Source organism: Streptomyces sp. NPDC020898 (assembly GCF_044333925.1).
Classification (GTDB): Bacteria; Actinomycetota; Actinomycetes; order Streptomycetales; family Streptomycetaceae; genus Streptomyces.
The window spans coordinates 190877-212769 of record NZ_JBIRRV010000012.1 but is presented as its reverse complement, the minus strand read 5'-3'; the positions used below and the strand labels follow the sequence as shown (position 1 = coordinate 212769).

The following is a 21893-nucleotide window of genomic DNA, read 5'->3' as shown; positions in this document are numbered from 1 at the left end:
CAGGCGTGCAGGGAGACAGCATGGACCGGCTTCGAGCACTCGACACCGCCGACATCGTCGTTGTCGGTGGCGGCATCGTGGGACTGTGCACCGCGTTCGAGCTCAGCAAGCGCGGATACGACGTCATCATCGCCGAGCAGCGCTTCTTCGCGTTCGGCGCCTCCGGCCGCAACTCCGGGGCGATGTGGCTCCAGACGCGCCGCTCCGGCACGGAACTCCAGCTGGCCCGGCTCGGCCTGGAACGCTATGCCGAATACGAACGGGAACTCGGTCCCACCTTCGAGTTCCGCCGCCACGGCGGGCTGTTCTTCTACGAGACGGACGAGCAGAGGACCGTGCTGAAGGAGTACGTCGAGGACCGCGCCGCCGCCGGACTCGACATCTCGCTGCTCGACGCGCGCGAGGCACGCAGACGCTCTCCGGTGCTCCCGGATTCCGCCCTGGGCGCCATCCACTGTGCCGACGACGCGCAGGTCGACGCCCAGGCGTTCGCCCGCGGTCTGGGGGCCGCCTGCCTGCGCCGTGGCGTGCGGGTCTACGAGAACACCGCCGTGCTGGGCACGCTGCGGCAGGGCGACACGGTCGTCGGCGTCCGGACGGTACGCGGCGACATCCACGCGGGCGGGGTGGTCTGGGCGTCCGGCGCCTGGTCGGTGAACCTGCGCTCGGAAGGCATCGAGCTGCCGATCGAGACCTCGCGGGTGGGCCAGCTGGTCACTCAGCCGATCGCCTACACCCCGGGCCCCATCCTGCGCGGCCCGCGTGGCGTGGCCTGGTGCGGGGCGCTGACCGACCTGGCCGGCTACGACCCCCGGCTCTTCGCCGCGCCGCAACCACCCGGCGCGGACGGCGACTTCGGCTACGACGACACGCTCGTCCAGAACACCGAGGGGGCCCTGGTGGTCGGCAACAGCATCGACGGCACGGGCTCCCTCAACCCGCACATCAGCATGTCCGCCACCCACGCCCTGATCAACACGACGCTGGACCGCGGCACCAGGCGCGGTGAGCTGGGCGTCACCGGACTCTGGGCGGGGCTGGTCGGCCGCACGCGCGATCACCTGCCCATCGTGGACCGCGTCGAAGGCGTCTACGTCAACACCGGTCACTCCTACGGAGTGGTGAGCGGCCCGGCCTGCGGCGAGATCCTCGCACAGTTGATCGTCGACGAGCCCAGCCCGTTGCGGGCCGCGCTCGCCGTCGACCGGCCCGGACTCCACTCCGCGCACTCCGCCGCCCCGTCGTGGTAGCCGCCCTGACCCACTCGTGACGTTTTCGGCGAGGACGTACTGATGCGGGCCGCGCTCCTCACCGCGTTCGAGGGCCAGGACGCCTTGGCCGTACGAGAGGTTCCGGAACCGGAGGCCCAGGAGGGCCAGGTCCTCATCGACGTCGAATGGGCGGGCGTGACCTTCCCGGACCTCCTGGGGACGCGCGGGGAGTACCAGCCCCGCCCCGAACTGCCCTTCATCCCCGGCTGGGAGGTGCCGGGCACCGTCCGTGCCGACTCCGGCGTTTTCCGGGCCGGCGACCGTGGCACGTCTGCTTGATCAGCAGAAGGCTGAACGGAAGACAGATCTGGACAGAGCTCATGGACCACCACGAATACCTGGTCACCTGCCACACCATTCGCCACTACATCAGGTACACACGACCCCGGGCGGCGCCAGCACTGGCAGACACACCAGCGGCCCCAGCATCCTCTCTTTGACAGCGATGGAGTATAAGCCTCGCCCTCAGCCCGCGTACGCAGGTCACAGCCGGCGTAGACGGCGTCGCCACCGAGCCTGCATCGGGCGGCGATGATCCGGAGAGGCAGGCGCGCAGGCAGGACCGGCTATTCGGAGGGGCCGCGCCAGCGGAGGGGCAGCGGAGTGCCGTCCCGGGCGGGAGGGCGCAGGAGCCGCGGGTGGCGAAGCAGAGGAGCGGCGAAGTGTCACCTGGCGACCATCAGGTGACCGCTGCCCGCCGGGCGATTTGTCGGATCCCCGGGAACGATGGGTGACGTCACCAGGACCAACCGCCGACACACTGCGCGAAGCATCCGGATCGCGCTGGAAGGACACGTCATGACCGCCTCTGTTCCCAAGGCCCCGACTGCACCTGGGGTGCGGTCCTGGTGGGGGATCCCGTACGCCACCGCCGAGCGGTACCGCCGCCCCGTGGTCGCGGACTTCGATCCAGGCCTCCCCTACGACCGCAAGGGTGTCGTCTCCGTCCAGCCCGACAGCGGTGACTGGCTCGAAGCGGACAGCGGGATGGGCGAGGACTGCCTGAACCTGAACGTGTGGGCCCCCGAGAAACCGGCTGGCAAGGCGCTCCCGGTGACCGTGTACGTCCACGGCGGCGGATTCGAGTTCGGCGCGAACACGCAGACCACCTCGAACGCCTCCGGTCTCGCCGCGACGGGGCGCGTGGTGGGCGTGTCCATCAACTACCGGCTCGGCGCCCTGGGCCCGCTCTCGCTCTCGCAGTACGGCGGGAAGCTCGCCGAGGCCAGCAACCTCTTCCTCCAGGACATCATCGCCGCGCTCACCTGGATCCAGCGGAACATCGCCCACTTCGGCGGAGACCCCGACAACGTCACCGTCTACGGCCACAGCGGCGGCGCCTACTCCTCCCTCGGGCTGCTCGGCGCTTCCTCCGCCGACGGCCTGTACCGGCGCCTGGCCGGGTTCTCCGGCGGGCCCGCGCGCTCCATCCCGGCCTGGTGGGCCGAGGAACTCGCACGCCTGTTCGTCACCGAACTCGGTGTCGCGGACAACCCGGAGAAGCTGCTCGACCTCGACCCGCTCTTGCTGCGGGACGCCCTGCGCAAGGTCCTCCCGACGGACCTCGGAGTCCGCGGCGGGGTGGACAACAAGGCCACCGGCGTCGTCCTGGACATCGGGCAGCCCGGCGCGGTGGTGCACGCCCACCCCATGGACGTCCTCGCCTCGGGCGCGCACCGCGATGTCGACGTGCTGCTGAGCATGGCAAGTGACGACATGGGCTGGTGGGTGGCGAACGACCTCGACCGGTTCGACCCGGGCACCGTCGACCGGGTCGTCGACGAGGTCGCGGGGTGGCGTATTTCCCGCTCCCGCGCGCAGAGGATCGTCGACTTCTACGACCAGGGCGGCCGTACCCCGGCCGAGGTCCGCGCCGCGGTCATGGCGGACTACCTCTTCGCGATCCCCGCCGCCCGCGGTGCCCTGGCCCACGCCGCCGCCGGCGGCAACGCCCACCTCCTGGTGATCGGGCCTGCCGAGGGCGCGCCGGCGGTGCACGGCACCGAGATGTACGCCCTGGTCGGGCAGGAACAGCCGGGCCGCAGCGCGGAACAGGCCGAGCGTGACAGGCGTATCCGCGACATCGTGCTCGACTTCGCCACCGGCGAGCACTCCCGCCTGTGGCCCGCCGTCACGGACAAGCCCACCTCGGAAACCGTCGGAAACTCTCCCTTCGAGGGCACCGCGCACTACCAGCAGGTCCTCGAACTGTGGGAGGGCATCGCCCGCCCCTGACGGCCGGCGGGCGATACGGAACAGCGCACCCAGGGGCCGGACAGGAGAAGGAACTCGGCATGAGCCAACCGACAGCAGCCGATGGTGCCGCACCGGTGACGATGCGGGCCGTCGTCGTCACCCGGCCCGGCGGCCTGGACGCACTGGAGATCAAGGACGTCCCGGTGCCTGACCGCAAGCCCGGCTGGGTGCGGATCAAGGTCAAGGCGTTCGGCGTCAACGAATCCGAGGTCACCACCCGCAAGGGGGAGTCGGACGCTGAGGTCACCTACCCGCGTGTGCCCGGCATCGAGGGCGTCGGCGTGGTCGATGACGCCGACGAGGACAGCGGCCTGCGACCGGGACAGCAGGTGGCCACGATGATGGGCGGCATGGGCCGCTCGTACGACGGCGCGTACGCCCAGTACGTCACCGTCCCCGCGCAGCAGGTCATCCCGTTCGAGACCACCCTGCCGTGGGACCTGGTCGGTGCGCTGCCGGAGATGTTTCAGACCGCCTACGGATCCCTGACCCGCGGCCTGGACCTCAGGGCCGGGCAGACGCTGCTGATCCGCGGCGGCACCTCCACCGTCGGGCTGAGCGCGGCCACGATCGCGAAGGACCTCGGAGCGACCGTGCTGTCCACCACTCGCAGCGAGGCGAGGGCCGGGGAACTGCGGGCCGCGGGCGTCGACCACCCCCTCGTCGACAACGGCACCCTCGCCGACCGGGTGCGCGAGCTGATGCCGGAGGGTGTCGACGCCGCCCTGGAACTGGTCGGCTGCTCGGTCCTCGCCGACACCCTCCGCACCGTCCGCCGCCACGGCACGGTCTGCTTCACCGGAGCCCTGGCGGGCCAGTGGACGATCCCCGACTTCAGCCCGTTCATGATCCCGGGCGGGGTGCGGCTGACCTCCTACGGCGGTGAGGCCGCCGACCTCCCGGCCGACGTCTTCGCCCACCAGCTCCAGGCCATCGCCGAAGGACGCCTCAACGTCCCGGTCGCGAAGGTCTACCACGGCCTGGAACAGGTCCGCGACGCCCAGGCCGACCTCGAATCCGGCACCACGCCGGGCAAGCACGTCGTCGTCCTGGACGACTGAGACCCGGACGACTGGGACCCGGGCAGCTGAGAGACGACGACCAACCACCCCCGATGCGCGACGGTCGACAACGGCCGGCCACAGCATCCGTAAGAGAAACCGGCACAGGAACTGACATGGGCGTCGACAAGGCGGAGATCAGCGCGACCATCCTGGAGTTGGAGAAGTCCTTCAACGCACGGTGGAGCGTCGGCGACAACCACGGCTACCTCGACAACTACGCCGAGGAGGTCAGCTACTTCGACCCGGTCCTCAAGGAACTGGTCGTTTGACGCGACAAGGTCATCGCACACATCAACGCGCTCTACAAGAACCCGCACATCGTGCGCAGTGAGTACCTCAATCCGGCGGTGAGCGTCGCCGACAGCGGTGACTTCGCGGTGCTGGCCTACAACCTGAACACCTACGTCCTCGACGACAACGGCGACGAACGGCAACTGCGCGCCTGGAACGCCACCGAGGCGTACCGGCTGATCGACGGCGAGTGGCACATCGTTCATTCCAACTGGGCGTTCACGCAGACCGCGAAGACAGCCGTCGCCTCCTGACGGTCAATGGGCCCTCCGCCGCGTTTCCGTCACGCCCGCCGGGCGTCCCTGGCTCTGCCCGACGTCAGCCACGGACGCCCCTGACGCGCCTGCGGGCAAGTTTGGGGCCACACCTTGATCACACTGGGCCGTCACCTCGACAAACCCCGTCGTTTCCCGAAGGAGAGAACAGTTGACAGACCGGACAGCGGCAGACTTTTTCGGTGCCCTCACCACCCGGCCTCCGTTGGACCCTGAACTCGCGCCCGTCGAGGAGGAGGCGTTGGGAGCTGCCTATTCGGCCCTGTCGGACGAGACCCTGCCGGAGATCCGACGGCAGATCGCCGCGGGTTCCCCTGAGTTGGACTCGGAGGCTCTGACGGCGGGCGGCAGAGTGCGGGTGGAGGAGCGCCAGGTACCGGGGCCGGACGGCGCACCGGACATCACGGTGCTGATTCTCAGGCCCGTCGAGGACCGAGGCCCCAAGGGAGGCATCCTCAGCATCCACGGCGGCGGGATGATCATGGGGGGACGCCGGGACCACGTGAGTCATCTCCTTCCCCATGTGATCGATGGGAGTGCGGTCGTCGTGTCGGTCGAGTACAGGCTGGCGCCGGATCACCCCGATCCCGCGCCGGTCGAGGACTGCTACGCGGGGCTGGTGTGGACGGCGAAGAACGCGGCCGAGCTCGGTATCGACCCCGAGCGGCTCATGATCACCGGAATCAGTGGCGGCGGCGGTCTCGCGGCGGGAACCGCACTGCTCGCCCGCGACCGCGCCTTTCCCAGACTCAGCCACCAGGTTCTGCTCTGCCCCATGCTCGACGACCGCTTCGAGACGCACAGCAGTCGCATGGTGGACCGCGAAGGCGTATGGGACCGCTACAGCAACCTGTACGCGTGGACCTCTGTACTGGGCGAGCGGCGCGGCGGCCCGGAGGTGTCGCCGTACGTCGCGCCGGCCCGCGCCGAGGACCTCAGCCGGCTGCCGCGCACGTACATCGACACCGGCTCGGCGGAGGGGTTCCGCGACGAGATCCTGATCTACGCCGGCCGCCTGTCCGAGGCGGGCGTGAGCGTCGATCTCCACATGTGGGGCGGAGGCTTCCACGGGTTCGACATGCTGGCCGGTGATGCAGCTGTGTCGCGTGCTTCCAACGCGACCCGTGAGGAGTTCATCCAGCGGGCTCTCGACAGGTGAGCGGTGCGACAACGCGCAGACTGCGAAGACAGCCATTGCTTCCTGACGGGTCCGCCGCGTTTCCGTCAAGCGTCGGCCTCGCTTCGCGGGCCGCGAAGACGGACGGGGTGAGGACGGTGTGGTCGCGGAAGAAGCGGCCGAAGTTCGCGATGTCGGTGAAGCCGAGGTGGACGGCCACAGTCCGGGCATCCCACCGGGCGCACCCCAGGCAGCCTGGCTTCCAGGAGGCGCCGTTCGTCGATGAGTTCACGTACCCCCTTGCCGGTGGCGTCCCGGCCAGCGCGACTGAGGGTGCGGACCGAACAGCCGAGCAGTACGGCGTAGTCCGCGGCTTGATGCCGTTCGCGAAAGCGCAGCTCCAGGGCGTCCAGGAAGCGTCTGTACCTGTCGGCGCGGCCTGTGCCGGGCAAATGGCCGGCCAGCCCCGAACCCCGATGGTAAGTGGATTGACTTGCCATCGGGGTGGTGTGGAAGTTACCTTCACGGGGTCCGTGCGGAACTAGAGCTGGTACCCCGATGAACATGGCGTACGTGTCGGCCGCCAACGATCACTCCCACAACACCCCAGAGGGCAGAACCCATATGAGAATCCGACTGACCGCCGGAGAAACCGTCCTCACCGCAACCCTCGACGACAATGCGACGGCACGCGACTTCGCCTCCCTGCTGCCACTGACGCTGCGGATGAACGACCTGCTCAAGCGCGAGAAGTACGCTTCCCTGCCCCGGTCTCTCGCCGCAGGAGGCGAGCCGCGGTCAAGCTACGGAATCGGCAACATCGCCTACTGGTCACCCGGTCCCGACATCGCCATCTTCTATGACCACGACGGCCAGTCCATCCCCGACCCCGGCATCATCGTCCTCGGCGAGATCGACTCGGGGGCCGATGCCTTGAAGAAGTACGACGGCACGGTCGACGTCACCATCGAGGCCGTCGACTGAGACCCGGCCGGAAACCATCTAGATCGTTAACCAACGAGAGGAGGGGACCGTGTCCCGGGCCTCGCCATCGGGGCGACCGGCGGCGTCGGCTCCCGTCTCGCCGCACAACTCATCGAACAGGGCGACCAGTCGTGGGCCTTCACCGCCATACCGAGCAGGCGCACACCCTGGAATCCGACGGAACAGAGCCGTTTCCGGCGACCTGACGTCGCTCAGCGCAGACACTCCAGCCACCCGTCTGGAAGGTGCCGATGCAGTCGTCTTCACCGCAGGCGCGAGCGGAGCTGGCCCGCGACAGGCGCACGCTGTCGACGGGCAGGGCGTGGAAATGTGGCAACCGCCGCAGCGAAGGCAGGAGTCACCGGCTCCTCCTCGTTTCCGCCTTCCCGTGCGTGGCCCGCTCTGCCGGACACGTGTCCATTTGTGGTGGGCGGAACATTAGGAGGCCTATGAGTACGCCGGCACGCCGTCGGGATGCGGCGCAGAATCGGACCCGCATCCTGGAGGCCGCCCGCGCAGCCCTTGCCGAGTCCAACCACGTCCCCCTCAACGAGATCGCCAAGCGCGCCGGTGTAGGACAGGGAACGCTCTACCGGCACTTTCCCCACCGCGAGGCGCTCCTCGCCGAGGTCTACCGGCGCGATGTCGAAGAACTCGTGGCCGTCGCCTCCGCTCTGCTGGCGGAACACGAGCCTGCGAAAGCCCTGCGTCACTGGCTCGACCGAGTGATCGACTACGCCGACATCAAGCGCGGCGTCCTGGCAGCGCTTGAGGCGGCGGCGTGGCAGGACCTTGTCGCCCACAGCCACAACCCCATCGAGGGCGCCCTCGGTCACCTGCTGGATGCCGGGAAAGCGGCAGGTTCCATCCGCGCAGACGTGGACGCCCAGGGGGTCCTCCTACTCATTGCATACCTCGGCCGACTGGACCGGGATGAGTGGGGATCAAGGGCACGGCCTCTGATGAACGTCATCCTCGACGGTCTTGCCCGACAAGACGCGGACCGGTGAGGGCAGAGGACTGGCCAGAATCGTCCGGCAGTTCACTGAGCGGAAATGACCGGGCACTGCTGACTGATCATGGACGTACCGAGGCCCGGCGGGCATCCGCGGCCTGGAACGTTCAGGGTGTCGGCCGAGCGGGTTTCCTCGGCCAGCTGTGGGTGGCGCCTTTCCGGGCAGGGTGCGGCTCTTCTGCGGTGAGCTGGTGATGCCGTGCGCCGTTGCCGTTCGTGCTCGGAGGGCGGATCGTCGTGTCCCAGGACGTGGTCTTGGAGGCGGCGATGGTGTCGTGGCTGGAGGAGCTCGATCGGCGGGAGGCAGCCGCGCGGGAGGAGATCACCGAACTGCGGGACCAGATGGAGGAGTTGACCAAGCGTCTCGCTGAGCGGGAGGGGGCGCTGTCGCGGCTGCAGATCACACGGGAGACGATGACCGAGATCCTGTCCGGCGACGAGGCGGTCTCGGTTGCCGGGGCGGAAGCGGACGCGGGCGAGGCGGAGTTGAAGGAGCACCGGTTGCCGGCGGGATCGCCGGTCGGGGTGCGGCTGGTGCCGCAGTGGACGCCCGGACTGGCCGTGGGGGTGCTGCCGGATGCGTACCGGGACATCGTCGAGGTCCTCCAGGACGCGGTGCACCCGATGCGGGCGCATCACCTGTGCGCCGCGCTGGGTCTGTCGACGGACAAGAGCAAGGTGGAAGGCTTCCGGTCGAAGCTGAAACGGCTGGTCGAGCGAGGCTGGCTGGTGGAGGAGGAACCGGGACTGTTCACGCCGTGCCGGGCCCTGGCAGCGGCCGGGCATGCGCCGGAGCAGGCCGGGTCCTCCGCTGCGCGCCGCCGCGCCGGTGTGGGGTCGGGCTCTCGTCCCTAGCGTCGAAGGTGCCAACCAATCGCACGCTTCGAAAAGCGAGAGCCCGATGACTGGAGCGTATGCGGCCGCCGCGGCGGCTGACCCCTTTGACCGAGCCGCTTTTTTCCTCACTTGTCTCATCGATTCCCTCTCCCGTCCCGAAGCACTGCTCCTGCCCCACGAGCGGGTGGAGGAAGACGCCGAGAACGGGGCAAGGGAGCTGGCCCGCCTCCTCCTGCAGGGCCACTTCGACCTGCGCGCACGCCGGGAGGAAGCCGAACTGGCGGTCCTCGACACCGGCGGGCGGGCCCAACTCGCCGCAGGCCGGACCCGGCTGGAGAAGGGCCACCGGCGCCAACTGGCCACCGTGTGTCGGCGTACACGTGAACGCGGCCAGTCACGTACGAGTGAACAGGGCCGCTTGTTGAGGCGGTGAGTCCTGTTGCTCGGCAGTCTGCTGCTGATTGGTCAGGGGCGGCGGAGGGCAGCTGACGATGGTCTTGGATCCGCAACGCTGGTTGGAACTCCGGCGATTTCGTGCCCTGTTCGAGTCCGGTGCGGTGACTTTGACGGAGGTCGCCAAGGAGACGGGCCTGAACCGGAAGACGGTCCGTAAGTATCTGTCCGGGCAGGCCCCGGCCGCGCCGCCGAGGAGGGTGTCGAACGGCCGGCCGCGCAAGAAGGCGGTGGACGAGGTCGCGCCGCTGATCGACGCGATGCTGAGGGCGGAGATCCTCATCAAGGGTGCGGTGGTGCACGAGCGCCTGGTGAAGGACTACGGCTCCACCATCAATTACCAGCGGGTCAAGCTCTATCTGCAGGAGGCCCGTCCACGAGTCGCTGAGGAACTGGGCATCGCGCCGAGGGAGTTGGCGGGCATGCACCGCCGCTTCGAGGTCGTGCCTGGGGCCCAGGCCCAGGTCGACTGGGGCGACGAAGGCAGCGTCCTCGCCCATCTGGGCATCCCGAAGGTCTATTCGTTCCACATGACTCTGTCGTACTCCCGCGACCCGTTCTGCTGCTTCACCACGGGTCAGGATCTGCAGACCTTCTTCGACTGCCACCGGCGGGCGTTTGCCCACTACGGCGGGGTGCCGATGTCGATCGTCTACGACCGGACCAAGACCGTCGTGCGCCGGCGTGTCGCGCCAGGTGAAGCGGTCCCGCTGCATCCGGAAGCGGTGGGTTTCTCCGGCCATTACGACTTCGACATCGACGTGCTGGCCGCCTACCGGCCCACCGGCAAGGGCCGGGGCGAGCGCCAGGTCCTGATCGTCCGCGACCACGTGCTCGCCGGACGGGCCTTCTCCTCGATCGAGGAGATGGACGCCGCGTTCATGGCCTGGGTGCCGCAGCGACAAGCCCGCACCCATGCAACCCACCACGAGGTCATCGGGCACCGGGCGGCCCGCTACCACGCGGCCCTCAAGCCGCTGCCGCCCAGCCCTTATCTGGTGGCCGAACGGCAGCTGCGGCATGTGGGCAAGGACTGCCTCGTCGCCTTCGACGGCAATCTCTACTCGGTCCCGGCGCGCAAGGTCCGCCCCCGCCAACTGGTGGAGGTCCGGGCCACCAAGTCGCAGATCAGCCTGCACTCGGCCACTCCGACTGCTGGCGGCGACAGCCTGCTGGCCGTCCATGCAAGGGCTGTCGGCCGTGGTGTCCGCGTCGTTGACGAGAGTCACTGGAGCGGGCTGCCCGAGGGGAACAACCGGCGGACCACGACCGAGGTGTCCTTCTTGCCGCCGCAGCGGAACAGCACTGCCGGGCAGGACAGCGGACCGCTCCAGGCTCTGCTCAACCGGGCCGCGGCCACCCGGATCGAGGTCGGCCGCCGGCCGCTGTCGGTCTATGACGAACTCACCGGCACCCGGCCCTTCAACTCCCGCCCCCAGAGCAAGGAATCGTCTTGAGCGAGCTGACCGGCAACCGCATCCGCACCACGGCCACCAAGCTCGGCCTGCCCCATCTCGCCGACGGGCTGGACCAGTTGGCCCGCCGGGCCGAGGAGGGCAAGCTCGGCTATCTCGACTTCCTCGACCTGGTGCTGTCCGAGGAACTCGCGGTCCGCGACGACCGCCGCTTCCGCCGGTCTTTGCTGTTCTCAAGCTGCCGCACCACAAGACGCTGGACGACTACGACTTCTCGTTCCAGCCCGACCTCGACCCGCGCAAGGTCAAGGACCTGGCCACCCTCTCGTTCGTCGAGGCCAAGGCCAATGCGGCCCTGCTGGGTCCGCCCGGGGTGGGCAAGACCCATATCGCGGTCGCCCTGGCGGTCGCGGCCTGCCGGGCCGGGTTCTCGGTCTACTTCACCACCCTTGACGACATGGTCCGCCATCTCACGGCCGCCGAGGCTGCGGGGCGGCTGACCAGCAAACTCGGCTCCTACCTGCGGCCCGGCGTTCTCGTGGTCGATGAAGTCGGTTACCAGCCCCTCGAACGCGCCGAGGCGAACCTGGTCTTCCAGGTCATCTCCAAGCGTTACGAGAAGGGCTCGATCATCCTGACCTCGAACAAGACCTTCAGCGAATGGGGACAGGTGTTCGGTGACGAGGTCCTCGCCACCGCGATCCTCGACCGGCTCCTGCACCACTGCGAAGTCGTCTCGATCAACGGCAACAGCTACCGGCTCAAGAACCGCCTCCAGGCCATCGAGCGGGACTCCGACGTGGCCTGAGCAGTGGTGCACATAACTTCGTACTCGGTTGTGCACTCAGAGGAGTACCTGGACACACGGTAGGCAACGGTCAGGTCAGCGGTGGAGAAGTAGTCGACGGCCAGCACGCGGGCACCGCCGTGCACGGCGGTGCCCGCGTTGCGGGTCAGAGCGGTCACAGGTTTACCCGCGGCGGCGAGAGCTGCGACGACACGCACCATGACTGCTGACCGTCTCCCAGAGTGCGGCGTGCCCGGTTCATAACCCTGTTCGACTGGCCGTGGGCCACCCTCATCGTGCGCGAACTCTGCGCGGCCCCCACCGCTTCACAGAGTTGCGCGACGCGCTGCCCGGCATCAGCCCACACACCCTGACCAGCCGGCTGCGCCAGTTCGAGAGGTACGGCATCGTCACGCCCACCGCCTACGCGGAGATCCCCCCCCACGGGTCGAGTACCGGCTCACCCCTCTGGGTGAGGGACTGCGAGCCGTCCTCGACAGGTCGGTGCTCTTGCCCATCCGGGTCGCCACCCTGTCACCCGGACCGACCCCAATCCCCTGCAGCGCCCGCGCGCAGCTATGTGACTCCGCGGCGAGCTCGCCGAAGGTCAGCCTGGCAGCCGGCCGCAGTGGCGCGCCCGGCGTGAGTACGGTGACGGCCTCGCGCCGCACCGGGAGGCGAGCGGGCATGAGCGTGCAGCGACCGCACATCGAACCGGGCAGGCTGTTCATCGGCGGAGAGTGGCGGGACGGGGAGCCCAAGGAGCGGCGCGACGTCATCGACCCGTCCACTGGCAAAGTCGTCACCACCGTCGCGGAGGCGGATGGGGCCGATCTCGCCGCCGTAGTGGCCGCCGCCCGCGTGGCCTTCGACGCAGGGCCGTGGCCCCGGACGCCTGCCCGCGAGCGCGCTCGTGTGCTGCACCGGGTGGCCGATCTGGTGCGCGAATGTTTGACAGACCCTCAACGAGCGGGGCCCCTTACCGTTTCGGATCAATAGTGCTCGGGCTCGTGGCAGGCTTCGCGATCGGGATCCGTTTGGGATGGCCGCCGGGATCAGGTTCGGGCCGCCCGCGGGCACACAGCGAACCGTGTGCAGGCGGGTGGGAGCCCGCCTGCACACGGTGGATCGTGACCGAGTGCTTATGACTGGGTGAGCCACGGTCTCGTCGTGGTCGCGCACCGTGCCTTCACATGGGTCGGCGGGGTGGAGTACCACTCTTGGATTTGGTCCACGGTGGCCAACGAGCCGCGCAGCACCCCGTGGAATCCTGAGTCCTCGACGCCGGTGCCGACGAGAATACGGGACGGCGCGCGGCCGATCGCCAGCAGCGAGTACGTGCCGGCGACCGCCGTAGTGGAGTGGTTGTTCAGCAACAGGTGGTCCTGGTTGAGATGGCTGTTGTGCTGCGGGACTCGGATGTCCGGCTTCAGCACCGTGACCGAGTGGTCGGGCGCGATGAGGACTACCACGGGCAGTCTGTCCGTGGTCAGCCCGTTCTCCGGGGCCAAGTCCGGAATGCCGTAGCTGACGTTCAACTGCTCCCCGGCCTTCATCGTGAACTGCGCCGCGCGGTGGGCACCAGCGTGCGGCAGCACGCTGAAGAACGCGATCGGGTCCGTTCCGACGGGGATCAGCGGAGAGGTCTTCGGCACTGTGTCGCACGCGTCAAGCACCACCGGCGCATGCGCCGACGCAGGCACCGTGAACGCCAGGAGGGAGACCGCCGCCACACTCGTCATGACAATTGCGCGGCGGAGTCGGCCTATGTGTTGAATCAGCATCTCGGCTACCTCTTGGTTTGGGGATCTATGTGCGGAGGGGCATTGTGATCAGCTCCAATTGGCAACTGTCAATACGAGTGCGGCTATTGATCTGATTAGCCGTTCGACATCAACCCCCTAGATACTTAACCGTCCGACACGACCGCCAGAACCTGTCCGCTGCATCTATAGCTGACGCTGCTCGTCCACGACCACGCAGCCACCCTCCCGCCCAGTCGCACCATCTTTTGAACCCCTAGACCCCACCTGGACCGACCCCCACCACGTAGCACTCCCGGCGCCGAATCGACCATCCCAAATGATAGAAAAGCTCACATACCGACCCAGCGCCTCCATTCAATCCGTGGCGGTTCAGGGCACTAACAAACGATTTTCGCTGTAGGTTTCAACATCTCTTGACACCGGCAGTCGCTACATGGTGTGCTCAGCCGCACACAGGATGATCACAGACGTGAAAACCGCTTTATAGCTTGCATGACGGGGCGTTCGGCCCAGTGCGCCGATATCTTGGTCATACTCAGAACGCGTCGATTCCATAAATTCTCAGCTCCCGAACCCCCTCTTTCGTGTCGGCGTCGCGTTGCATGTCAGGCCCCTAGCCCCGGGATCTCCGGCCGTTAATTCCGTGACGCGTGTAGCAAATTCCGGGCAGTCGTCGCTTGAATTCGAATTCTTTCACTTCGCACGTCAGGACGGTCGGCGCGGACGCGGCGCGACCGAGATCTCGGGCGGCCATGGACACCCGTGACCGCGCAGGAGGAGACATGGCATTGACTGGTCAGGTGTGGGGCGCTGAGTCGATCGTCGAAGCGACTGAGGGTGGTGCGCGACGTCTGCCGGACAAGGTGGCGATCATCGGCCTGGAGGACGGCGAGCGCGAGGCGGAAGCGGTCACTTTCGCCCAACTCGACAGCCGTGCCCGCAGTTTCGCCACTCACCTGCAAACCGAAGGGCTCGCGGGTGAGCGCGTCCTGATCATGCTCCCGCAAGGCGTCGAGTATGCGGTGGCCTTCCTTGGATGCCTCTACGCGAATGCCGTCGCGGTTCCCGCCTTCCCTCCCAACAAGAGCAGGCGGGGAGAGCGCGTGGAGGGAATCGTGAGGGACTGCGCCCCGAGGCTCGCCGTGGTCGCCGCACAACGCGCCGATGCCCTGCGCACCCAACTTCCCGCGGACTGCGCGGTGATGACTGCGGACGAGCTCACGGCCGCGGCTCCCTCGCAGTGGGCACGGCCCGAGATCGACCCTGATGGCGTCGCCTATCTCCAGTACACCTCCGGCTCCAGCGGCACGCCGCGCGGTGTCATGGTCACGCAGCGCAACGTAATGCACCAACTGCGGCTTCTGCACCACGCATTGGAGCTTCGTGAAGACGAGGTGTCGGTGTCATGGCTGCCGATGTTTCATGACTTCGGCCTGGTCGCAGGCCTGTTGTATCCGCTCACCGTGGGTGCCACGAACGTGATGATGGCTCCGGTCGCTTTCGTCCAGCAGCCGTTGCGCTGGCTGACGGCAGTCACCCGCTACCGGGCAGCCATCACCTTCGGCCCGAATTTCGCCCTCGACCTGTGCTGCGACCGCATCGGTTCGCAGGACCGAGCCGGCCTCGAGCTGTCGAGCCTGCGGCTGCTCGTGATGGGCTCCGAGCCCATACGTCCACAGTCGATGGAACGGTTCGCATCCGACTTCAGTCATTACGGGTTCAGCGTCGAGCGGTTCGCCCCCGGCTATGGCATGGCTGAGTCGACGCTCGCGGTGACCGTCCGTGCCTGCCGGGATCCACTGACCATCACCTCCTTCGACATCGAGGAGCTGAGTCGCGGGCGACTGAAGGAAGTACCTGACGGCTACCCGGCAAGCCGCCGTCTCCCGAGCAACGGCAACGTCTCGCTCGACACTGAACTGCTGATCGTCGACCCGGACACCTGCGAACCCTGTCCGGACGGGCTCTCCGGCGAGATCTGGCTGGCGGGCAGGACGGTCACCCCCGGCTATTGGGGAAGACCGGACGAGACGGAGCAGGCCTTCGGCGCGCGTCTGGCCGACGGCCGCGGCCCCTTTCTGCGTACGGGTGACTTGGGAGCGCGCATCGGCCGGCATACCTACATCACGGGCCGCCGCAAGGATCTCATCATCGTCCGCGGCGTCAACCACTACCCGCAGGACATCGAACTGACCGTCGCCGAGGCACATCCCGCGCTCCCTCGCGACAAAGGTGTCGCGTTCTCCGTTGACATCGACGGGGAAGAGCGGCTGGTCATCGTCAGCGAACTGGCACGATCGCACTTCCGGACCACGGACCCGGAAGACATCGCACGCAGCGTCCAGCTCGCGGTCGCTGAGGAACACGAGCTGGCAGCTGAGGCGATCGTCCTGCTGCGCCCGGCACAGTTGCCCGTTACCTCCAGCGGCAAGGTACGCCGTCAGACCACCAAGCAGCTCTATCTGGCGGGTGAACTCTCCCCCTTCCATACCTTCCCGGCGTACGGTGCTGTGGCCCGAACACTCGCGCGCCCGCCACGGGCCGACACCCCGGGGTCCCACGCAGCCCTCGTCGCCTGGCTGGCGGGCCGCATCGCCGAGCGCACGAAGATCGCGCCGAAGGACGTCTCGGCCGACGCACCGTTCGGCGCCTTCGGCCTCGACTCCGGGTCGCTGGTCGGCCTGTCCGGTGAACTGTCCGAACACCTCGGGCGACCGGTGGAGGCGACGGACATGTACGACCATCCCACCATCGCGCGGCTGGCGGACGCGCTCTTGGCGGACGTGCCAGAGGTGACTGCCGCGGCCGGCACCGCGGAAGTCGTCGATGAGCGAGCTGGCAAGGCCGAACCAACGGCCATCGTGGGCATGGCATGCAGAGTGCCGGGAGCGGGTTCGGTGGAGGAGTTCTGGGAACTGCTGGCCGAGGGCCGGGACGCACTGCGCGAGATCCCGCCGGAGCGTGAACGGCTGGGCTACCGTTTCGATGACGGCCAGCCCCACTTCGGTGGCTTCATCAGCGGCGTCGACGAGTTCGACCCGGGCTTCTTCGGGATCTCGCGTACCGAGGGCGAGAGCATGGATCCGCAGCAGCGCCTCCTGCTGACAACGGTGTGGCGAGCACTGGAGGACGCGGGAGTCTCCCGGGACGCGATCGCCGGCAGCCGCACCGGCGTGTTCGTCGGCATCAGCACCAACGACTACCGTCAGCTGCAGGCACGCGACGGCGCCGGCACCACCGCCCACGACGGTACTGGTACCGCGCTGAGCATCGCCGCCAACCGCATCTCCTACCACTTCGATCTGCGCGGCCCGAGCCAGGCCGTCGACACGGCCTGCTCATCCTCTCTCGTCGCTCTGCACCAGGCTTGCAGCAGCCTTCAGCACGGCGAGTGCGACACCGCGATCGTCGCAGGCGTCAACCTGCTGCTCGACCCGGCGCTGACCACCGTCTTCGCCAAGGCCGGGATGCTGGCACCCGACGGGCGATGTAAGACCTTCGACGCCCACGCGGACGGTTATGTCCGAGGCGAAGGTTGTGGTGTCGTCGTCCTCAAGCGGCACCGCGACGCCCGCCGGGCCCACGACCGGATACATGCGCTCGTACGCGGCTCCGCCGTCAACTCCGACGGACAGAGCAACACCCTCACCGCACCGAACGGGCCCGCCCAGCAAGAGGTGATGCTGGCGGCACTCGCCGCCGCCGGCACACCCCCGAAGCACATCGGTTACGTCGAGGCCCACGGCACCGGAACCCCTCTCGGTGATCCGATCGAGATGGCCGCACTGCGCACGGTCTACGAAGCGGCCGACGGCAGTCCGCTGTGGGTCGGCTCGGTGAAGACCAACATCGGTCACCTGGAGGCGGCGGCCGGCATCATCGGCCTGATCAAAACCACCTTGTGCCTGCAACACCGAGAAATACCCGCTTCGTTGCACTTCAGTCTGCTCAACCCGTACATCGACCTGGAGGGTTCGCGGTGCCGGATCCCAACCGCCACCACACCGTGGCCGGACAGCCGATCCGAGCGGGCCGCCGCAGTCAGTTCCTTCGGTTTCGGCGGCACCAACGCCCATGTGATCCTCTCCGAGGCTCCGCGCCAGGAGGCCCCCAGGCCCATCAGCGGTGACACGGCATGGTCGATACTGCCGATCTCCGCCAAGAGCCGATCGGCCCTGCGACAGCTCGCCGAGGGCTATGCGGACCTCCTCACCGCGCGGCCGGCCGGTGATCTGCCGCTGCCGTCCATCACGCACACCGCCGGCGCACGGCGTACCCACCACGACCACCGGCTGGCCGTACTCGCCCGGTCGGCCGACGAAGCCGCGGAGCTCCTGGACGGCTACGGACGCGGTGAGCCCTCCTCCGAACTGGCCGTCGGCATCGCGGACCGGCAGGGCGGCGGCCCTGTAGCGCTCCTGTTCACCGGGCAGGGCTCGCAATATCGCGGCATGGCCAAGGCGCTGTACTTCCGGCATGCGGCCTTCCGTGACGCAGTCGACCGCTGCGACGCGGTCATCCGCGCCGAACTCGGGGCCTCGCTGCTGCCGACGCTCTGCGACGCCCCCGGCGAACAGGTCGATCTGGACATGACGCTGTACGCACAGCCCGCGGTGTTCGTCGTCGACTACGCGCTCGCCTCGATGTGGCAAGCCTGCGGCCTTCGTCCCGACTACGTACTCGGGCACAGCCTCGGCGAGTACGTGGCCGCCTGTGTGGCCGGGGCCGTGACCTTGACGGACGCTTTGCGGCTGGTCGTCGCGCGTGCCCGGTGCATGCAGGACCTCGCGGCGCCGGGCTCGATGTACGCCGTCCACGCCGACGAGGAACTGCTCGCGGAACTGCTCGGAGAACTTGTCCCCGGTCGGGAGGTGGCCGTCGCGGCCTACAACGGGCCGGAGGATGTGGTGGTGTCCGGCAGCGAGACCGCGACCGCCGAAATCGTCGACGGATGGCGGGAACGCGGCGCGCGGGTGACCCGGCTGAACGGGAGCCGGGCCTTCCACTCACCGTTGATGAGCGAAGCGGTCACCGAGTTCGAGCGTTTCGCCGCCACCATCACCTTCCGGCCACCACGGATCCCGCTGCTGTCGAACCTGACCGGCGAGCCGGTGAAGACCCTCACGGCCCGCTACCTCGCCCGCCACTGCCTGGAACCAGTGCGGTTCGCGAAGACACTCAACACCCTCGCCCGGGTGGGCTGCGCGACGGTCGTGGAGTGCGGGCCTCATCCAGTGCTCAGCCCCCTCGCCGAACGCATGCTGCCCGGCTCTGCCTGCCTGCCCAGCCTGCACCGCGAAGACGTCGATGACCAGCGGTTCCAGCGCAGCCTGGCGCAGTGGTACGTGCGGGGCGGGAACGTCGACTGGACCGGCGTGCTGCGTGAACGGCTCGGTGACCAGGTCCCCCCGCCCCTGCCAGTACCCTTGCCGCCCTATCCGCTGGCCACCAACCGCTATTGGTACCGCAAGCCGGACGGCACATCCCACCCACTCGTGGGCACCCCTGTCGACCTGGCCGGAACCGAAGGCCGGTGGTTCACCCAGACCTTGGACGCCGAGCGGCCCTGGTTCCTCGACCAGCACCGGGTCTGGGGCACTGCCGTGCTGCCCGCGGCGGCGATGGCCGAAGGAGCGCACGCCGCGCTGAGCGAGGTGGCGGGCGCCGGCTCCTGGACATTGGAGCACCTCACCTTCAACGCCTTCCTGCCATTCCACGACGCAACGCCGGTCGGCGTTCAGACACTCGTCGAGAGCACGGCGGACGGCTACCGGGTGCGCTGCTTCAGCCGCGCGGAGGGCGCGAAAAGCTGGACCGAACACGCCACCGTCGCCTCGGCGACACCCACCGCGGCACCGCGCCCCGGCCCCGTCGCCCTGGACAGGCTGCGGCAGCGGATGAGCGAGCAGAACCCCCAAACGCTCTACGAAACGCTGCACGAACTCGGGCTCGGCTACGGTCCGGTTTTCCGAGGGCTGCAAAGCCTCTGGCGGGGGCAGGACGAGGCGCTCGGGGAGATTCGGGTCGATGACGCGGCCCCCGATGGTGACGCGTACCAGCTGCATCCTGTGGTGCTCGACGCCTGCTTCCACGTTGCCGCGGCCTTTTTGAAGGGCGACGGCGAATTGCTGCTCCCCGTCGCCGTTGACCGGATCTCCGTCCACAGCAAGCTGCCTTCCCACGTGTGGTCCCACGCACGCAGGCGCGCCATCGACGGCTCCGGTGACCTCCTGCTCGACCTGGATATCGTGTCCGAGCACGGCGAACCGCTGGCGTTGGTCGAGGGGATGCGGCTGCGACCGGTCACCGCAGGTGCGCTCACAGGTCCGGACGGTCCGCCGCTGAACCGGTACGAGACCACATGGCTGCCCCTCACCAGGCGTGCACCGGGTACCGGCACGACCCTACGGCAGGGCACCTGGCTGGTCTGCGGAGCCGATCAGGAGAAACTGCAGCACTGGCGCGACGAACTGGCCGGCCTCGGCATCCCAGCCGTCGGTCTGCTCGTCGGCCCCGACGAGCCCTCCCTGCCCGACCTGCTGTACGCCGACCAGGACTCCGCCGAGGGCATCGCACGACTGTTCGCCAAGCTCCGGACGCGAACTGCCGATATCGCCGGCCTGATCCTGCACGGCGGCCCCTCCACGGCCTCGGGGGCCCCGGCCGAGGACACCTACCGGCTCGCGCGGCGCACCTTCGACGTCCTCCGGTACTTCCTGAGCGAGTTCGCGGCCGGCCGGCCCGAGGTGGTCCTCTGCTCGGCGGGCGCGGTGGCCGTACCCGGGTCCGACACGGGTGTGGATCTCCCGCAGACCGTACTCACCGCCGCGGCCCGGACGGTCGTCGCCGAATACCCGGACCTCAAGTGTGTACAGGTCGATCTGGACCCCTCCGGTACCGCGCCGCCGCTGCGGGACATCCTCGGGCGCGCTGTGGACCTGCCGGGCTGCGGCCACCTCGCGGTGCGCGGCGGTCGCTGGTCGGAGGCACGTCTCCAGGAGACGACGGTCGAACGGCGAGCGAAGCCGGTCCGCATCCGGGACGACGCCTGCTACCTGGTCACCGGAGGATACGGCGGCCTGGGCCTCGCCGTAGCAACCTGGCTGGCCGATCAGGGCGCGCGCCACCTGCTGCTGGCCGGCCGTACCCCGCCCGCCGAACCGCCTGTCGAGGTCATCGCCCTGCGTGCCCGGGGCGTCCGGGTGGAACTGTGGCAGGCGGACGTTGCCGATCCGGAGGCCGTACGAGAGCTGATCGGCAGGGCGCGCCGTGAACTGCCGCCGCTGCGAGGCGTGGTGCATACGGCGGGCGTTCATGACGACGCCCTCCTGGACCAGCTCGACTGGGCGCGCTTCGGCCCGGTGCTGGATCCCAAAGTGCGCGGTGCCTGGAACCTGCACCGCTCGACCGAGGATCTCGACCTGGACCTGTTCGTGCTGTTCTCCTCACTTGCGTCACTCATCGGATCCCCGGGGCAGTCCAACTATGTGACCGCCAATGCCTTCCTGGACGGCCTGGCGCAGTATCGGCACCACCAGGGGCGGCCGGCACTGAGCGTCAACTGGGGGCCCTGGTCGGAGGCCGGGATGGCGGCACATCCCGAACTCCTGGCGCGGCTCGCACGCCAGGGAATCGCGGGCATCGGCACGGAGCGGGCACTGTCCGCGCTGGGCGCGCTGATCTCCGACGGCTCCGTTTCGGCCGGCCTGGCGGAGGTGGACTGGCACAGGTGGGAGCGTTTCCGGATCAGCCGGCTCCCCTACACCCTGCTCGGCGATCTGGTTCCGGCCTTTGCGGCCGGGCGGGTGGACACCCACCGGGAGGAAAAGGAGGATGCTGTGGCGCCTGCCCTGCTCGTCCTCCAGGACCCGGCCGCCGCCCGGGCAGCTGTACAGGGCGCGCTGCTCGACCGTGTCGGGGAACTGCTTGGGCTGGATTCCGTTGAACGCGACGAGCTGCAGCCGACGTTCTCGCATGTGCGCCTCAACGAGCTGGGCCTCGACTCGCTGATGGCTGTCAGGCTTCGGAACCGGCTGCTGTCGGACTTCGCCACCGACGTGCCGCCGCACTTCCTCTTCGCCGGTAACACGGTCACGGACGTGGTCGAGCTGATCTGCCGGCAGCTCACCCTCAAGAGCGTTGTCGCGACCGATGACAGTACGGCGGAATACGCCGGGGAGACCGAGATCCTCACCCTTTGACGACCCGTATGCCACGCGCATGCCGACCGCCGCGGATCTCCAGACCACCGTCAACCTCATCGGCAACGAACGGGGCCAATGCCCAACTGGAGCACCCAGACGAGCTGGGGCTGGGCCGGCCATGACACCCGCACGACCGACCCGCACGCCCGCCGATGCAT

General features: G+C 68.5%; 16 protein-coding genes and 2 pseudogenes. 16 read left to right on the top strand and 2 right to left on the bottom strand.

The window, feature by feature from the left end; genetic code table 11:
- Positions 1-20: 20 nt before the first annotated feature.
- The 7 genes from ACH4TV_RS32485 to ACH4TV_RS32455 all read left to right on the top strand — a co-directional run bounded on the left by ACH4TV_RS32485 (position 21) and on the right by ACH4TV_RS32455 (position 6316).
- Positions 21-1250, top strand: coding sequence for an NAD(P)/FAD-dependent oxidoreductase (locus ACH4TV_RS32485; RefSeq protein ID WP_398404419.1), 1230 nt, complete (start codon positions 21-23; stop codon positions 1248-1250).
- A gap of 42 nt (positions 1251-1292) precedes the next feature.
- The gene (locus ACH4TV_RS32480; protein ID WP_398404417.1) at positions 1293-1550 is read left to right on the top strand and encodes an alcohol dehydrogenase catalytic domain-containing protein; all 258 of its coding nucleotides are present in this window, start codon (positions 1293-1295) and stop codon (positions 1548-1550) included.
- Positions 1551-2069: 519 nt separating this feature from the next.
- Positions 2070-3506: a carboxylesterase family protein gene (locus tag ACH4TV_RS32475; protein WP_398404415.1), complete on the top strand. Its 1437-nt coding sequence runs from the start codon at positions 2070-2072 to the stop codon at positions 3504-3506.
- Between the two features lie 59 nt (positions 3507-3565).
- A complete protein-coding gene (locus ACH4TV_RS32470) occupies positions 3566-4588 on the top strand; it encodes an alcohol dehydrogenase catalytic domain-containing protein (RefSeq protein WP_398404414.1) in 1023 nt (340 codons plus the stop codon).
- Between the two features lie 116 nt (positions 4589-4704).
- On the top strand, positions 4705-4860 hold the full coding sequence (locus tag ACH4TV_RS32465) for a hypothetical protein (RefSeq protein ID WP_398404412.1): 156 nt from the start codon (positions 4705-4707) through the stop codon (positions 4858-4860).
- Between the two features lie 12 nt (positions 4861-4872).
- Positions 4873-5136, top strand: coding sequence for a hypothetical protein (locus ACH4TV_RS32460; RefSeq protein WP_398404598.1), 264 nt, complete (start codon positions 4873-4875; stop codon positions 5134-5136).
- A gap of 172 nt (positions 5137-5308) precedes the next feature.
- The gene (locus ACH4TV_RS32455; RefSeq protein WP_398404410.1) at positions 5309-6316 is read left to right on the top strand and encodes an alpha/beta hydrolase fold domain-containing protein; all 1008 of its coding nucleotides are present in this window, start codon (positions 5309-5311) and stop codon (positions 6314-6316) included.
- 76 nt (positions 6317-6392) lie between these two features.
- Here ACH4TV_RS32455 and ACH4TV_RS32450 read toward each other — a convergent pair.
- A pseudogene (locus tag ACH4TV_RS32450) lies at positions 6393-6720 on the bottom strand (helix-turn-helix domain-containing protein); the annotation flags it as partial.
- A 178-nt stretch (positions 6721-6898) separates the two neighbouring features.
- On the opposite strand from ACH4TV_RS32450, the gene ACH4TV_RS32445 reads away from it, so the two are divergent.
- From ACH4TV_RS32445 to ACH4TV_RS32410, 8 genes and pseudogenes are all read left to right on the top strand, one after another.
- On the top strand, positions 6899-7258 hold the full coding sequence (locus tag ACH4TV_RS32445) for a cyclophilin-like fold protein (protein WP_398404408.1): 360 nt from the start codon (positions 6899-6901) through the stop codon (positions 7256-7258).
- A gap of 449 nt (positions 7259-7707) precedes the next feature.
- Complete coding sequence (locus ACH4TV_RS32440; RefSeq protein ID WP_398404406.1) at positions 7708-8268, top strand: TetR/AcrR family transcriptional regulator; 561 nt, start codon at positions 7708-7710, stop codon at positions 8266-8268.
- 221 nt (positions 8269-8489) lie between these two features.
- Positions 8490-9128 carry a hypothetical protein gene (locus ACH4TV_RS32435; RefSeq protein WP_398404597.1) on the top strand — a complete coding sequence of 213 codons (639 nt, stop codon included), beginning with the start codon at positions 8490-8492 and terminating at the stop codon, positions 9126-9128.
- Between the two features lie 46 nt (positions 9129-9174).
- Positions 9175-9543: a hypothetical protein gene (locus ACH4TV_RS32430; RefSeq protein ID WP_398404404.1), complete on the top strand. Its 369-nt coding sequence runs from the start codon at positions 9175-9177 to the stop codon at positions 9541-9543.
- 58 nt (positions 9544-9601) lie between these two features.
- The gene (gene istA / locus ACH4TV_RS32425; RefSeq protein WP_398404402.1) at positions 9602-11020 is read left to right on the top strand and encodes an IS21 family transposase; all 1419 of its coding nucleotides are present in this window, start codon (positions 9602-9604) and stop codon (positions 11018-11020) included.
- A pseudogene (gene istB / locus ACH4TV_RS32420) lies at positions 11017-11786 on the top strand (IS21-like element helper ATPase IstB). The gene istA and the pseudogene istB overlap by 4 nt, the downstream one beginning before the upstream one ends.
- Before the next feature lie 259 nt (positions 11787-12045).
- Positions 12046-12411: a winged helix-turn-helix transcriptional regulator gene (locus tag ACH4TV_RS32415; protein ID WP_398404400.1), complete on the top strand. Its 366-nt coding sequence runs from the start codon at positions 12046-12048 to the stop codon at positions 12409-12411.
- A gap of 41 nt (positions 12412-12452) precedes the next feature.
- Positions 12453-12764, top strand: coding sequence for an aldehyde dehydrogenase family protein (locus ACH4TV_RS32410; RefSeq protein ID WP_398404398.1), 312 nt, complete (start codon positions 12453-12455; stop codon positions 12762-12764).
- Between the two features lie 143 nt (positions 12765-12907).
- Here the strand turns inward: ACH4TV_RS32410 and ACH4TV_RS32405 are convergent, their stop codons facing one another.
- On the bottom strand, positions 12908-13507 hold the full coding sequence (locus ACH4TV_RS32405) for a hypothetical protein (RefSeq protein WP_398404396.1): 600 nt from the start codon (positions 13505-13507) through the stop codon (positions 12908-12910).
- 806 nt (positions 13508-14313) lie between these two features.
- Here ACH4TV_RS32405 and ACH4TV_RS32400 point away from each other — a divergent pair.
- Positions 14314-21732 (top strand): type I polyketide synthase, encoded by a 7419-nt coding sequence (locus tag ACH4TV_RS32400; protein WP_398404394.1) that lies wholly within the window; start codon positions 14314-14316, stop codon positions 21730-21732.
- The last annotated feature ends 161 nt before the right edge of the window (positions 21733-21893 follow it).

Bases quoted from the DNA above. Each gene is read 5' to 3' on its own strand.
- ACH4TV_RS32485 (WP_398404419.1), top strand. From the start codon at position 21: ATGGACCGGCTTCGAGCACTCGACACCGCCGACATCGTCGTTGTCGGT.
- ACH4TV_RS32480 (WP_398404417.1), top strand. From the start codon at position 1,293: ATGCGGGCCGCGCTCCTCACCGCGTTCGAGGGCCAGGACGCCTTGGCC.
- ACH4TV_RS32475 (WP_398404415.1), top strand. From the start codon at position 2,070: ATGACCGCCTCTGTTCCCAAGGCCCCGACTGCACCTGGGGTGCGGTCC.
- ACH4TV_RS32470 (WP_398404414.1), top strand. From the start codon at position 3,566: ATGAGCCAACCGACAGCAGCCGATGGTGCCGCACCGGTGACGATGCGG.
- ACH4TV_RS32465 (WP_398404412.1), top strand. From the start codon at position 4,705: ATGGGCGTCGACAAGGCGGAGATCAGCGCGACCATCCTGGAGTTGGAG.
- ACH4TV_RS32445 (WP_398404408.1), top strand. From the start codon at position 6,899: ATGAGAATCCGACTGACCGCCGGAGAAACCGTCCTCACCGCAACCCTC.
- ACH4TV_RS32440 (WP_398404406.1), top strand. From the start codon at position 7,708: ATGAGTACGCCGGCACGCCGTCGGGATGCGGCGCAGAATCGGACCCGC.
- ACH4TV_RS32430 (WP_398404404.1), top strand. From the start codon at position 9,175: ATGACTGGAGCGTATGCGGCCGCCGCGGCGGCTGACCCCTTTGACCGA.
- istA (WP_398404402.1), top strand. From the start codon at position 9,602: ATGGTCTTGGATCCGCAACGCTGGTTGGAACTCCGGCGATTTCGTGCC.
- ACH4TV_RS32410 (WP_398404398.1), top strand. From the start codon at position 12,453: ATGAGCGTGCAGCGACCGCACATCGAACCGGGCAGGCTGTTCATCGGC.
- ACH4TV_RS32405 (WP_398404396.1), bottom strand. From the start codon at position 13,507: ATGACGAGTGTGGCGGCGGTCTCCCTCCTGGCGTTCACGGTGCCTGCG.
- ACH4TV_RS32400 (WP_398404394.1), top strand. From the start codon at position 14,314: ATGGCATTGACTGGTCAGGTGTGGGGCGCTGAGTCGATCGTCGAAGCG.